The sequence below is a fragment of the Photobacterium marinum genome, assembly GCF_000331515.1.
GTDB classification, from domain to species: Bacteria; Pseudomonadota; Gammaproteobacteria; order Enterobacterales; family Vibrionaceae; genus Photobacterium; species Photobacterium marinum.
The window spans coordinates 1-14,301 of the sequence record NZ_AMZO01000029.1; the positions used below are offsets into that span (position 1 = coordinate 1).

General features: G+C 48.2%; 12 protein-coding genes and 1 pseudogene. 7 read left to right on the forward strand and 6 right to left on the reverse strand.

Going from position 1 to position 14,301, the window contains the following annotated elements; genetic code table 11:
- Window positions 1-177: 177 nt before the first annotated feature.
- Window positions 178-513: a hypothetical protein gene (locus tag C942_RS17805; RefSeq protein ID WP_036800983.1), complete on the reverse strand. Its 336-nt coding sequence runs from the start codon at window positions 511-513 to the stop codon at window positions 178-180.
- Window positions 514-849: 336 nt separating this feature from the next.
- On the opposite strand from C942_RS17805, the gene C942_RS17810 reads away from it, so the two are divergent.
- A complete protein-coding gene (locus C942_RS17810; RefSeq protein WP_007468315.1) occupies window positions 850-1,185 on the forward strand; it encodes a DUF1904 domain-containing protein in 336 nt (111 codons plus the stop codon).
- Window positions 1,186-1,262: 77 nt separating this feature from the next.
- On the forward strand, window positions 1,263-2,108 hold the full coding sequence (locus tag C942_RS17815) for an endonuclease/exonuclease/phosphatase family protein (protein WP_007468317.1): 846 nt from the start codon (window positions 1,263-1,265) through the stop codon (window positions 2,106-2,108).
- On the opposite strand, the gene C942_RS17820 is transcribed toward C942_RS17815, so the two are convergent.
- The 3 genes from C942_RS17820 to gloB all read right to left on the reverse strand — a co-directional run bounded on the left by C942_RS17820 (window position 2,095) and on the right by gloB (window position 5,190).
- Entirely contained in the window at window positions 2,095-2,784 is a 690-nt protein-coding gene (locus C942_RS17820) for a YIP1 family protein (RefSeq protein ID WP_007468319.1), read from the reverse strand. The two genes, C942_RS17815 and C942_RS17820, sit on opposite strands and share 14 nt — an antisense overlap.
- Window positions 2,781-4,361, reverse strand: a complete 1,581-nt coding sequence (locus tag C942_RS17825; protein WP_007468321.1) for a lytic transglycosylase — start codon at window positions 4,359-4,361, stop codon at window positions 2,781-2,783. The genes C942_RS17820 and C942_RS17825 overlap by 4 nt, the downstream gene beginning before the upstream one ends.
- Window positions 4,362-4,431: 70 nt before the next feature.
- Entirely contained in the window at window positions 4,432-5,190 is a 759-nt protein-coding gene (gloB, locus tag C942_RS17830) for a hydroxyacylglutathione hydrolase (RefSeq protein ID WP_007468323.1), read from the reverse strand.
- A gap of 40 nt (window positions 5,191-5,230) precedes the next feature.
- Between gloB and C942_RS17835 the strand changes: the two genes are divergently transcribed.
- Window positions 5,231-5,974: a methyltransferase domain-containing protein gene (locus C942_RS17835; RefSeq protein WP_007468326.1), complete on the forward strand. Its 744-nt coding sequence runs from the start codon at window positions 5,231-5,233 to the stop codon at window positions 5,972-5,974.
- A gap of 39 nt (window positions 5,975-6,013) precedes the next feature.
- On the opposite strand, the gene rnhA is transcribed toward C942_RS17835, so the two are convergent.
- Window positions 6,014-6,475 carry a ribonuclease HI gene (gene rnhA / locus C942_RS17840; RefSeq protein WP_036800987.1) on the reverse strand — a complete coding sequence of 154 codons (462 nt, stop codon included), beginning with the start codon at window positions 6,473-6,475 and terminating at the stop codon, window positions 6,014-6,016.
- A 51-nt stretch (window positions 6,476-6,526) separates the two neighbouring features.
- Between rnhA and dnaQ the strand changes: the two genes are divergently transcribed.
- The 3 genes and pseudogenes from dnaQ (at window position 6,527) to C942_RS24800 (ending at window position 9,591) form a co-directional block, all read left to right on the forward strand.
- Window positions 6,527-7,258: a DNA polymerase III subunit epsilon gene (dnaQ, locus tag C942_RS17845; RefSeq protein WP_007468330.1), complete on the forward strand. Its 732-nt coding sequence runs from the start codon at window positions 6,527-6,529 to the stop codon at window positions 7,256-7,258.
- A gap of 7 nt (window positions 7,259-7,265) precedes the next feature.
- Window positions 7,266-8,507: a TIGR03503 family protein gene (locus tag C942_RS17850; RefSeq protein WP_007468333.1), complete on the forward strand. Its 1,242-nt coding sequence runs from the start codon at window positions 7,266-7,268 to the stop codon at window positions 8,505-8,507.
- Between the two features lie 158 nt (window positions 8,508-8,665).
- Window positions 8,666-9,591, forward strand: a pseudogene (locus C942_RS24800) (IS4 family transposase).
- Between the two features lie 45 nt (window positions 9,592-9,636).
- Here the strand turns inward: C942_RS24800 and fadE are convergent.
- Window positions 9,637-12,093 carry an acyl-CoA dehydrogenase FadE gene (gene fadE / locus C942_RS17865; protein ID WP_007468337.1) on the reverse strand — a complete coding sequence of 819 codons (2,457 nt, stop codon included), beginning with the start codon at window positions 12,091-12,093 and terminating at the stop codon, window positions 9,637-9,639.
- Between the two features lie 430 nt (window positions 12,094-12,523).
- On the opposite strand from fadE, the gene dauA reads away from it, so the two are divergent.
- On the forward strand, window positions 12,524-14,251 hold the full coding sequence (gene dauA / locus C942_RS17870) for a C4-dicarboxylic acid transporter DauA (RefSeq protein ID WP_007468339.1): 1,728 nt from the start codon (window positions 12,524-12,526) through the stop codon (window positions 14,249-14,251).
- Window positions 14,252-14,301 lie beyond the last annotated feature (50 nt).

Genomic DNA, 14,301 nt, shown 5'->3' on the forward strand with positions numbered 1-14,301 from the left:
TTATAGCTCTAATTGACAGAGCAGCGGCTCCACCTGATACCAGAAATAGCCGTATTGGAGGATAGCTTCACCCTTACCGCCCTCGACGCCGCCTATAAAAACGCAGAGGTTTTTGTATTTGAAGTAATGCAGGGTAGCAGGACTGCCTACTGCTTGAAGGCTGTCCTGTCATAGTCATCAGTACTTAACGCATTTCACGCTATCCGGGCGGCAGAAAATATCGTCTTGAGCATCATTACAACCCTCAACTGCTTCGGTGACAGCTCGTCCTCGGCTTGATGACCTTCCGATATATTTGTTACCAAATGCACTTATATGGCATTGATACATATGATCACCACCTGTTTGAAATTCATCACTTTCGTCGATTTGTTGCTGTAAGTGATGTACTTGTTTTGTCAGTATACGAACTCGGTGTTCAAGTCTGGCTATTCTGTTTTCATATTGCTCTTGATTGGCGGCAAGGCTCTGTGTTGTAAACAAAAGCATGGATACTAGGACTATTTTCTTCATAATACTCAAATAAACACTGTTTTATTTGGGTGTAGGTTATCAAATCTATATCTGATAACCAATAACCAGCTTAATACGGGAAGCTTTTTCTCTCTGGTTTATTGCTGGTTAGGTTTGTTGAGTGTACTAGCGCTATTTGGCATTAAATACTGAAAGTGTGATCTTTCTCCAGAGGTCGCATTTTATATTCCCATCAAATGAATAGGGACCTAAATTGCAAATTTTGACTAAATTATTAGCCACTAGAGTCTATAAATCAGACAAAAATGGGTGGGTAATAGATAGTAACAGTGGTATCTTGTGGGCCTTGAAAATAAGTCACAATGTGGAGTAAACATGCCTCATCTTCGTTTTCGTGCTGTAGAGTTTGATACAGTAAAATCACTGTCAACAGCATTAGTGGATGATCTTCAGCCTTTAATGGCTTGTCCTCGCGAAGATTTTACTGTCGAACATATTTCTACAACCTTCATTTTTGATGGTGACGTTTCCGATGCTTACCCGTTTGTTGAAGTACTTTGGTTTGATCGCGGTCAGGAAGTTCAGGATCAGGTGGCAAGGAAGATCACAGAAGCCGTGCGTGGTGCGCTGGAAGAGCCAGAGCAGGACGTTGCTGTTATTTTCACTGCTCTAAAGCCGCACGCCTATTACGATAACGGCGAGCACTATTAATCGATCGCTTATTTAACTGTTTATTGTTTATGGCAGCTCTTGCTAGGGGCTGCCTTGTTCCAAGAAAGGTAATTAAGATGTCGCGTTATGCAAAAGTTGTTGCTGGATTGGGAGTTGTCGCAGGAGCGCTGGGAGCAGGAGCATTCAATTGGTCATTTGATGTCGCTGATGCTCCTGAAGTTAGTGCCAATGTGCTGGCACCACAATTTTCATATCGCTGTATAGACAGTGATATCGCAATGCCTTTGGATAATGAGGGGGAGTTTACTGTTTCGGTATGGAACATCTATAAGCAGCAAAAGGAAAACTGGCGCAATGCACTGGATCGGTTTACAAAAGGCAGTGAACTGGTTTTGCTTCAGGAAGCGAGCCTTAATCCGGACCTTCAGGATTATCTTGATGATTCTGAATGGAAAGTGCGAATGGCTAATGCGTTTAAGTTTATGAATACTCCGGCCGGAGTGATGAACTTATCCAGTGTGAATGCCAAAAAGACATGCGCTTATCTGGCCATGGAGCCTTGGATTCGCTTGCCGAAATCAGCGCTGATATCAGAGTTTGCTCTTTCTGATGGCAGCACTTTAGCTGTTGTAAATCTTCACGGTGTGAATTTTGTTTTTGGCCTGGAAGAGTATGAAGAACAGCTAAAAAGCCTTAAATTAGTATTGGATCGCCATAATGGCCCGATCATTTTGGCTGGTGACTTTAATACCTGGCGACAGGCTAGGATGGATGTCGTTAATCGCTTTGCGGAAAGTCTGGGATTGCGTGATGTGCAGTTGCGTGAAGATCAGCGCGTGAAGATTCTAGGTAAGCCACTGGATCATATTTATTACCGCGGGTTGGATTTAGTGATTGCCGAGGCACCGAAAACCGATGCCTCAGATCATAACCCGATTATTGCTAGCTTTAGGCTGCAATAATCATCAGCGGCCAGACAACCAAAACCAACAGCCATGGCAAGGTGGCAATAATGATCGCTTTAGCGCGGTTAAAGTCGGTCCATGCGCCAACAACGGCATATGTCAAAGCAATATACCAAGGTGCTAGTAGCGGAATTGTGCTACTAAAAGCAGCCCAAGGATTGTTTAGCGGAAGCTTAAGCAGGCCATTAAGGCTGTTCAGATCCGCTGCATTTGGCATGATGTTGCTGTCATTGAACATAACATTGATGTAGCTGGCAAAGTCACCAATCAGAGCTGGCAGCATGATAAAGCAAGCTGCGGCCAGCCATTTACCAAAACTGTGCTGGTAGGTGTTGGCTTTCGTTGCCAGGTTCAGCCACAGTGCCAGCACAAAGATACATACGGTACGACCGGTAATATCACTGAACACTTCACCGGCTAGCAGAACTTCCTTGCTTAGCCAGGATTCCTCAACCTGATGACCAATTTGCGTGAACTGGCTCATCAACTCCTGCTGCAACCAGATCATATCTACATTGTTAAAATAAGCACCCCAAAGGAAAAATGGCCCAAGGATGACAAGCAAGTAGGGCAATATTGCCCATTTAGGGCGTTCGTGTACGGCTGCAAAGCAGTCGATAGGGGAGCGGAATGCATCGAATACCGCGACGAACGGGTTTTTAGAAGGCGTCATACACTTACCTTAGTGACATCAACATACAGTTTCAGTTTCTGGCCTGGTTGAAGATATTTCCGGCCGTTGATTTGATTCCATTTCACAACATCTGACACTTTAACTTTATAGCGTTTGGCGATTGTGCTGAGGTTATCCCCCGCGCGTACTTCGTAGTAAACGGTGCGGATTACACCACCACTCTTGCTGTCTTTCCAAAGCGTCAGCTTCTGACCCTGACGAAGCGGCTTCTTCTTGCTGATGCCGTTCCATTTTGTAATTTGGTCAATTGAGACTTTCTGGCTACGGGCAATTTTCCATAGGCTGTCACCCGGCTGGACCTGATAAATAATGCGGTAGCCACCGCCATGATTCTGCTGAGTGCGGGCTGCCAGACGTGCCGAGATGGTTTCGCCGTCTTTCATCGCGACTGGGATCAGGATATGGCGGCCAACACGGATATTGGTTCCAGTCATATTGTTTGCTTGTTGGATCTGCTTGACCGTTGTCTGGTGCTTTTGAGCAAGTACTCCCAAGGTGTCGCCCGATTTCACTTTATAGCGAACAACCTTCATGCCCTGACGACCATTTTTTTCAAACTCACTGCTGAAGCGATTGGCTTTATCGACAGGCAGAAGCAAGTGGTTTGGGCCATCTGGAGCGGTTGCCCAATGGTTATAGGCAGGGTTAAGGCTTTGCAAATCTTTCAGCTTCATACCTGCATAGTTGGCAGCCATAGCCAGGTCCATCTGAGTTCCTGGCTTGATGACGGTAACAGCTGGCTTGTTAGCAATGACAGGTACCGAGATCCCGTATTTTTTCTGGTTCTTGATGACGTCGGCAACGGCCAGCAGTTTTGGCACATAACCGTCAGTTTCTTTTGGCAGGTCTAGTGACCAGAAATCGGTTGGCTTTCCGGCCTGTTTATTGTGACGGATAGCTCGGAAGACACGACCTTCACCAGTGTTATAGGCGGCAAGAGCGTGAAGCCAGTTGCCATCAAATTTACGGTTCAGGTATTCCAGTAGGTCCAATGCTGCCTGGGTGGATTCTACGACATCGCGACGGCCGTCATACCACCAGTTTTGCTCTAGTCCGAAGCGGCGGCCGGTATCTGGAATGATTTGCCATAAGCCGGCAGCACGGCCATGGGAATAGGCAAACTGGTCAAATGAACTTTCTACGATAGGCAGGAGTGCAAGCTCCAGAGGCAGGCCGCGCTTTTCAACTTCTTCAGTGATGTAATAAAGAAAAGGCTCTGCACGTTGGGCGACAGTTTTCAGGTGGCCCGGATAGCGTAGGTACCAATTTCGGTAGTGCTGTATGCGCTTGTTATCCGGAATTTCGGCAGTCAGCTGCATGCTGATACGTTGCCACAAATCTTCCTGTTCTTGTGGAGTAGGAACTTTTACCGGTTCAATAACGACAGGTTCAGCTTTTTTTACAGGTACAGCAGCTGGTGTTTCAGCCTGTACCTGAACTGGTGTGTCGTTATCGTTCGGTGTTGTGTTTGTCTGTTCTTCTACTGTTTTTGTCGTATTTGTAATTTGGCAACCGGCCAGTAATAGCGCGCCTGCTAAAAAAAATCGGGATTTCATGAAACCTGCCTAAAGCCAAAATAGTTGGTGATGATACTTTCCCAACTACCTTGGACACAAGTGACGCAGGTCAAAATTCGTCTTTCCAGCGGCGAAGTGCTGCGAAGGTTTCGATATCGCTTTCGTCAAATGCTTTATCTGCCACTGATTTTTTGATGCTGGCCTGATCGCAACGCAAGAAAGGATTTATTAACTTTTCCTGTCCCAGCGTTGAAGGAATGGTGCTGATCCCCTGAGCGCGAAGGCGACTGACTTCTTCACGATAGCGTTGTAGGTGCGGGTTGTTCTGTTCAGCTACGAGGGCAAAGGCAAGGTTGCTACTGGTATATTCGTGGGCGCAGTAGACCTCGGTCTCATCGGGTAAGGCTGCAATTTTTTGCAATGATGAATACATTTGGGCCGGTGTTCCTTCAAAAACGCGTCCGCAGCCGGCGGAAAACAGGGTATCACCACAGAACAGTTTTTCGTCGCCGACATAAGCGACATGACCCAGGGTATGGCCTGGTACACTGATTACCATGAAACGCTCGTCGAAAATTTCCACCTGATCGCCGTCATCGACTGTCTGGGTAACTCCCGGGATTGGCTCTGCTGTCGGAGCGACAACATTGATTTGCGGATATTTGCGTTTAAGCTCACTGATCCCACCAATGTGATCGTGGTGATGGTGAGTAATAAGAATAGCGTCAAGCGTCAGTTGCTCTTCTTCTAACACCTTGATTACTGGTGCTGCATCACCGGGATCGACGACCACACAGCGTTTATCGGGACTGTGAATCAACCAGATGTAATTGTCGTTAAATGCAGGTATGCTTTTTACTGTAAGCATGTAATTTGTCTCCAGCCTTTGAGGTGTTGAGCCATAACTTATGAAGCCAGCCCGCACATTAAGAGATATCGAACCGCCACATTCCTGGTCGCAAGTCGTCAATGGGGCATGGGCAGCGGAGCTGCTGCAGGCTCGGTTTGACGAATGGTGGCCTAAACTTTTTGGCTACCACATGTTAAAGCTGGGTGGCTTAAGTTGTGAGATAGCCAGCGGCCATTGTAACATCCAGCATCAGATTTGTATCGACAACTTCAATCCTCTGCATAATGTCGTTGCTGATCCATTTGCCTTGCCTTTTATAGAAAAATCGTTTGATGCCTGTGTATTGGCACACCAGCTTGATTATTGCTCTGACCCTCATCGTCTGTTGCGCGAAGTTGATCGGGTAACAGTTGATGACGGCTACATGCTGATCAGCGGGAATAATCCGGTCAGCCTTCTTGGGATGCGAGGGATGTTGCCCTGGAACCGAAAACGCTATCCGTGGAATGGGCGAATGTTTATGCCAATGCGGGTAAAGGACTGGCTTGGAGTTCTGAATTATGAAGTAGTGTTCCATGAGAACTTTGCCGTGCTACCGGCGACACGCCACCAGGCTTGTCTGGCTTGGGCTGAGAGTCTTTTGCAGGATCCCTGTTCGTCGGTTAGCAGTATGTACTTGATTGTTGCTCGCAAGCGAACTTTCCCGCTAAAACCGATAAAGCCGACCTGGAAGCTACGGCGTCAGCTTACACCGCTAGGAGTAAACTGCCGGACGAAAGCCAGCCAACGAGTAAAGAGTTAAACTGGCAATATTGTTTGCTTTTGGGGCTAGTGTGGTGAATCAGGCCTGGTAGCCGGTGTCGTCTTTGGACGGGGATTCCGCTGCGGTACGGGCAAGCTCATCACAGCGCTCGTTTTCAGGATGACCGGCGTGTCCTTTAACCCAGTGCCAAGTAATGTGGTGGCGTTGGGCCTCGTCATCCAGGCGCTGCCAGAGATCGGCATTTTTGACCGGTTTTTTATCGGCGGTTTTCCAGCCGCGTTTTTTCCAGTTATGGATCCACTGGGTGATCCCCTGACGGACATACTGGCTGTCTGTGGTGAGATCAACCTGGCAGGGCTCTTTCAAGCTTGATAGGCCGACAATGGCTGCCAGCAACTCCATTCGGTTGTTGGTGGTCATGAAAAAGCCGTCACTAAGTTCTTTTTCATGCTGCTTGTAGCGCAAAACTGTTCCATATCCGCCCGGACCCGGGTTACCGAGGCAGGAACCGTCGGTGAAAATTTCTACCTGCTTAGTCATATTTGGTAGTATTCGTTTTAGGAAAAAACTTAGTCTGACACAATCGCTACTATGAAAGCCACTAACGAACGCATAATTGTATTCGATACCGAAACAACCGGTATGAATATGACCGGTCCTCATTATGAAGGACACCGTATTATTGAAATCGGTGCGGTTGAGATCATCAACCGAAAGCTCACCGGTAACAGTTTCCACGTTTACATCAAGCCGGATCGGGAAATCGATCTGGAAGCGATTGATGTTCACGGTATTACTGACGAATTTTTGCAGGATAAGCCGACTTATGCCGACATCCATGAGGAATTCATGGAATTTATCCGCGGGGCCGAACTGGTCGCTCACAACGCGCCCTTCGATATCGGTTTTATGGATTACGAATTCAGGAAACTGGATCCGTCAATAGGTAAGACGGAAGACTTCTGCAAAGTAACCGATACCCTGGATATGGCAAAACGCCTGTTCCCGGGCAAACGTAACAACCTTGACGTACTTTGTTCCCGTTACGGTATTGATAACTCGCACCGTACACTCCACGGAGCATTGCTCGATGCCGAGATTCTGGCTGATGTTTACCTGATGATGACAGGTGGCCAGACTTCCTTAGCACTGAGTTCTGGAGACAGTGAGGGTGACAGCGGTGCAGAAAGTACGATCCGACGCCTGGCTTCAGGAAGAAAAGCGCTAAAGATCATCCGGGCATCTGCCGATGAAATACAGGCGCATGAAGCGCGTTTGGATCTTATTGAGAAAAAAGGTGACGTCACGATCTGGCGTCAATAGGTGTTATATGAAGCGGTTATTACTTCTGGTGATCTTGCTGCCAGTGCTGTCCTGGGCTCAGGACGGTACCACTATGTCGTGGCTGGATAACCGCTTTCGGGTTGATCCTACGGTCAATCAAGTCTCGTTTGTGGTCAAACGGGATAAAGACAGTCGATCTATTGTGTTGGTTCGCCCGGACGGGGTGAAGTATTACTCCTGGCGTCACCCGGAAAATGTCTCCTGGTATGACGAGCCGGGAATGGACATTATTTCGATTGAAAAGCCGATGCCCGGTCCTTGGCAGGCTGTGGGAAAGGTGACCCCAAATAATCAGGTGGCGGTGCTGTCGGATTTGAAACTGGAAGTGTCTGATTTGCCTTCACGGCTTTATCAGTCTGAGACCCTCAAGTTTACCGCTCGATTGACTCAGAGCGGTAAGCTTCTGACCATGAGAGATTTTCTCGACCGGCTTAAGCTTTCAGTGGTGTTCTACGAATATGTTGAAGATATAGAAAGCCTACCGGTAGAAGCCCGCCCCGGACCAATAGTCATCGGTGAATTTGCTGATGATGGACTGGATTTTGATGAGGTTCCGGGCGATGGGGTTTTCACTGTGGCATTGCAGATCAACATTATGCCGGGAAAATATCGCGTTAAGCTTAATTCCGGCAACGGGATTTTCCTGCGCACGGTTGAACAGCAGGTGCTGGTTTATCCGCCGCCGATGACGGCAAGTTTTATTCAGGGACGCAGCGCTAATGAAGCGCACCAGGTGGTGGTAGAAAGTGAAGACGGTGCCTTGTTGCCGGGGTCTCTGGCTGCTCATATCGAGCAGGAAGATCCTGAAGGAAAGGTGATTATCAGCCAGCAGCATGCTATGGCGGATGAAGCTGAAATGAAAGTCCGGTTGCCGAATGCTAAAGCGCCGGGGCGTTATGCCTGGTCTGGTTGGTTGTATGCAACGGACAATTTTGACAAACGTGAACTGATCTTCAAGTTACCGAAGAATCATTTTGCTGTTATGGCTGAGCTGCAGCTTGATCGAAACCTTGAAGAGTTCCGGGCTTATCAGGAAGAGAAAGAGCGGCAGGCAGAGTTAAAGCGCCTTGAAGCCGAAAAGCAGGCAGCCCGTTCTAAGACCTTAAAAATTATTATGGCGGTTAACTTGCTGGTGATTGTGCTGGTGGTTGTTGTAACCTTCTTATGGCGTAAAAGGAAGCTGAAGAAGGCATTGGAAGATAAGGCATTGGTTGTTCCGACCTCATAAAACAAGCTATGTTGCTTGCATTGTAAGAAAAATAAAAAGGGAAGCCATTGGCCTGTCTCTTATACACAAGTCCCCCGCCTCATGGAGGGGGACTTTTTTTTGAACTCTTTTTCTGTATTGCGATCCGATCTTACACAATATGAGTAAAGGTCATCATCATGATAGAGAATTCTACTTTAGAATGGGCTCAACAAACCTTTTCGCATGCCAAGCTTGGCGATTCTAGACGTACACAACGACTAGTCCAATTAGCCAGTGATATGGCATCTAATGTTGGAGCGTCTATTGTGCAATCCTGCCCTAATCCTGCTTCTGTTGAAGGGGCTTATCGCCTCATTCGTAACCCTGATGTTGAAGCCAATGCGATAGCTGAAGCCGGTTTTGCGGCAACAACTAACGAGGCTGAAGCGCATGACTTATTACTTGCCCTTGAAGACTCCACAGCTCTAACCTACACGCATAAAAGCCTCTCTAATGAACTTGGTCACGTGAACTCGGGGGATGCTAGCTCACTCTGTTCTGCTGTTCGCACCACGAGAGCAAAAGGTTGTGGGACTAATCGAACAACAGCGGTGGACGAGGGATATTGCGACTCGAGGCCGGGGGAATAAGTGCGCCAAGCGACCGTATGAAGAGAAAGAGACCTTCAAGTGTCAACAGGCATCAACCGCAATGTCTGAACGTTTAGGTAAGCTCCAAGTCCGGGTCATCTCTGTGTGCGATAGGGAGTCAGACATCTACGAATACTTGCAGTACAAGCTTACCAGTCATTCAAGCGTTTATAGCTATCCGCTTATTACAACTTAGAGCTAATAGCCGAAAGCAAGAAAACAGTAGCTGCGAGTCTGTCTTGCCCGGAATATGCTGGAAATTATTGTGGGTCAAACAAGAAAATAAGCCCTTACCATCGACAGCCCCAGACCTAAAGTGGACTCGAATTACATTAGCTAAGCTCGGCGGGTGGTATGACAGCAAGCGAACAGGGCGGCCTGGTTGGGCCGCCCTGTGGCGAGGCTGGTATAAATTAGCAGCCATTCAAGAAGGATACCTTATGGCCCAATCTTTTATCTCTGGTGAGATGTGATCAAGAGACAGGCCATTGGCTTCCCTTTATCGTTGAGTATGTTCATCAGGCGGCAATATCTTTATTTTTCTCTTCCGGTTGGTATGGCTTGGCTGCCAACTCCTGAGGATCGAAGTCATCGACATTGATGGTACGCAGGCGACCTTCTTCTGCACGGTGAAGCAGCTTGGCTTCCTCTTCGTTAATTGCGTTAAGCTCCAGTCCGGTTTCAGCCAGCTTGTCCAGCTGCATGAACGGGAACTTCTTGCCTGCCGCCTGGCAAATACGGTCATAAAGCGGCTCAGCGGCCAGAATGTCTTTCAGTGTTTTCTCAATCAGACCGACAGGGTTGTTTTCACAAGCCTCTAGGAATTGACCGCGACCGATGCGGCTGCGTGTTTCACATGGGGTTTGGATAATACGTGCCACTTTATGATCTAGCTTGTCAGATGGTTTTACACGGCCTTTGCCCAGCGGGAAGAGCATTGCATGCAGTACTGCGGCAATCGGACGGTTCGGGAAGTTACGCAGAAATTCGAGCAGTGCTTCCTGAGTTTGATATAGCGCATCCTGCATGCCCCAGTGGACAACTGGCAGATCATCTTGCTTATAGCCTTCGTCAGCGTAACGTTTCAGTGTAGCCGAAGCCAGGTACAACTGGCTCAGTACGTCACCGAGACGGGCAGACAGACGTTCTTTACGTTTCAGTGAGCCGCCGAGTACAGCCATGGAAATGTCGGCCAGCAAAGCCAGGTTAGCACTGTAGCGGTTGAGTTGCTGGTAATAGCGGGCAGTGGCATCTTTACGAGGAGCGGATGAGCCGCGACCGTCTGTCAGGCCGAACCAGAAAGAGCGGACCATATTGCTGATCACAAAGCCGACATGGCCGAACAGGGCATTGTCGAAGCCGTCAATGGCCTTCTCTGCATCGTCGTTATAAGCTGCGTTCATTTCCTCCAGTACATAAGGATGGCAGCGGATTGCACCTTGGCCGAAGATAATCATTGAACGGGTCAGGATGTTGGCCCCTTCTACGGTAACGGCAATCGGTGCGCCCTGATATCCACGGGCGAGGAAATTACTTGGTCCCATACAGATACCTTTACCGCCGACAATGTCCATGGCGTCAATGACACTGCGCTGACCGCGGTGGGTACAGTGATATTTAACAATAGCCGAGATAACCGATGGTTTTTCGCCCAGGTCGATACCTGAAACAGTTAGGCTACTGGCTGAATCAATGACATAGGCATTACCTGCAACACGGGCCAGTGGTTCTTCGATACCTTCCATCTTACCAATTGGTAATTTGAACTGGCGGCGAATTCGGGCATAAGCACCGGTTGCCATGGCTGCAGTTTTCAGACCACCAGTTGAGTTGGATGGCAGGGTAATACCACGACCGACAGACAGACATTCAACCAGCATACGCCAGCCTTGGCCAGCCATTTCCTGACCACCGATAATGAAATCAATTGGGACAAAGACCTTGTCACCACGAGTTGGACCGTTTTGGAACGGAATATTCAGCGGGAAGTGACGACGGCCAATCTCGACACCGTCGATATCAGTTGGAATCAGCGCACAGGTGATTCCCAGCTCTTCTTCATCACCCAACAAGTGATCCGGGTCGTATAGTTTGAATGCAAGACCAAGTACGGTCGCAATCGGTGCCAGGGTGATATAGCGCTTGTTCCAGGTTAGCTCCATCCCCAGTACTTCTTCTCCCTGCCACATACCTTTTTTGACAGTACCGAAATCAGGGATTGAACCGGCATCGGAACCAGCTTCTGGGCTGGTCAGGGCGAAACAAGGGATTTCCTTACCTTCCGCCAGACGAGGCAGGTAGTGAGCTTTTTGATCTTTGGTGCCATAGTGCTGTAGCAATTCGCCAGGGCCGAGTGAATTCGGTACACCAACCGTTGATGACAGAACCCCTGAAACCCCGGTCAGCTTTTGCAGTACCATAGACTGGGCATAAGCAGAAAATTCTAAACCACCGTATTCTTTTTTGATGATCATGGCGAAAAATTTATGATCTTTGAGGTACTGCCAGACTTCGGGCGGTAGGTCTGCAAGTTCGTGGGTAACCTGATAGTCACTTACCATGCGGCAGACTTCATTAACCGGGCCGTCAAGAAATGCCTTTTCTTCTGCGCTCAGCCGAGGCGCCGGAATGTCATGCAGTTTATTCCAGTCAGGTGCTCCGCGGAATAAGTCAGCTTCCCACCAGACGGTACCGGCATCAATCGCCTCTTTTTCGGTACGTGACATTTCCGGCATCACGCTCTTGAATGCCTTCAAGGCCGGTTTACTTAATAGGTTTTTACGTAACGAAATTACGTTAAGCGGAATGGCAACCAGCAGGAAAACTATCCAGCTGTACTGACCAACGATATCCAATACAGAGCCTAGAGCCAGCATAGCAACAAAGGCTGCAGTGAAGATCCGCAGGTTGGCACGGTGGTACGCGAGTACACCGGTTATACCAATTAGCCCTAGTAGGTACACAAGTGTAACCATGATGATTCTCCTTATCGGGGCGTTGATTTTGTTATTTTCTGGGTACGCTTTACTTAAGGTAAGAGGTCTTACCACTTGTTGTAAGTGTAATGGTGGTTTTAACAGAATGTAAAATAATTTTCCGTTCTGAAAGTGAGGCGTTACGCGGAAATTTCCGGCTATTCCTTGATACAAAAGGGATTGATCAAGATCAGTGAGATTAAAAAATGTACTTGCGAAAAAAAGTCACACAATTAAGATTACCCCTCAGTGTGATGCCGTTCACGTTATTCCTGAGTTTGACATCTCCGTCAAATTAAGGTGTGGATGACTCCATGAGTCATTTGTTGCCTTTCCCGAAATCCGACTGACAGTTGCCCGCCGGTTCCCTCATTCGGGATGACAGCTTTATTCATTTTGTTCTTTTGTACGTTTAGTGCAGGGGTTTGTCGTGTTGTTATTTCATGCGTTTAAGCAAGCGTGGCGTGAAGGATTCTCTTTTTCTGCGTTACGTTCAGATATTGTTGCTGGTGTTACTGTTGGTGTTGTTGCCATTCCGCTGGGTATGGCGTTGGCGATTGCTGTGGGGGTACCGCCTCAGCACGGCCTTTATACCGTTATTGTGGCAGGTTTGCTGGCGGCCCTGTTCGGTGGCTCGCGTTTTAATATTACCGGTCCGACTGCAGCCTTTGTAGTTATCCTGTTGCCGATTACTCAGCAGTATGGTTTGTCCGGCTTGATGCTGGCGACACTAATGTCCGGTGTGATCCTGCTTTTGATGGGCGTATTGCGTTTGGGCCAGTTGGTGGCTTATGTGCCGTATCCGGTGACAACCGGTTTTACTGCCGGTATTGGCCTGGTGATTGCCTTTCTTCAGCTGAAAGATCTGCTGGGCCTTTCTGTTGAAGGTAATCCTATTCATTTCCCTGAAAAAGTGATGGCTTATGCCAGTGCATTGCCTTCAGCCAGTTATGCTGATGCTGCTGTTGGCCTGGCAACAATTGCAGCTTTCATTTTGTGGGCAAGATTGAAAACCCGTTTACCTGCTCACGTTGTCGCGTTGGTGGCCGGTACGATTATGGCTTTCATGTTCAACCAGTGGGGCACCAGTCATGTAAGCCTGTTGGGTGAAAAATTCCAGTATCAGATTGGTGATTTGATTGGCCGTGGTATTCCGCAGGTATTACCACAGTTCGTTACTCCTTGGCAGGACCCAGCGTTTGGCTGGGATCTTGTCGTTGAACTGTTGCCAGCGGCTTTTACTATTGCCATGCTGGGTTGTATAGAATCCTTGCTGTGTGCTGTAGTGGCAGATGGTATGACAGGTACCAAGCACAATCCGAATGCTGAGCTGGTTGGCCAGGGCCTGGCTAATATGGTTGTTCCTTTCTTCGGTGGTATTCCGGCAACAGCTGCGATTGCCCGTACTGCGACCAACATCCGTGCAGGTGCATTTTCTCCGGTTTCTGCTGTTACGCATGCTCTGTTTGTTCTGGCTGCGATGATTGTGCTTGCACCGATGCTGTCTTATATCCCGATGAGTGCTTTGGCTGGCTTGCTGATCATGGTGGCATGGAATATGTCTGAGGCACCGCACTTTGTGCATACATTAAAGGTGGCCCCTCGTCGCGACGTAGCAGTGTTGCTGACTTGTTTTACTCTGACTGTAGTCTTCGACATGGTGGTGGCTGTAGTTGTTGGTCTGCTGCTGGCAAGCCTGTTGTTTATCCAGCGTATTGCGACTTTGACTAATGTCTCTGTGGTTAACCGTGAGCACGAGCACCTGGATTTCGGTGACGATGTCGTTGTGTATGACATCAATGGCCCGCTGTTCTTCGCGGCTAGTGAAAAAGCTTTCAATATGATTGAGCTTTCCGGGGTGGAGACCAGTGCCGTAGTTTTGGATTTCAGTGACGTGACCATGATGGATATTACCGCCATCCATGCCTTTGAAAGTGCTCTGGACCGCATTCACCAATATCCGGTGATTTTGCTAGGAGTAGCGTCGAATGTTGAGAAAAAGCTGGCTATTGCCGGTGTGCTGAATGCCGATAACATTCTACTTTACTCTTCAGCCGAGCTATTACGTGAGCATTTGGCATCAAACCGTCACAATCTGCTCTCTCAGGAGTCGACACCTTCGTCAGTTTCTTTGTACACTGCAAATGAAGGCGCTTAAATGTCTAGCCGGGTGCGCCCGGCTGAACAATAATATTGTATGAATAACCT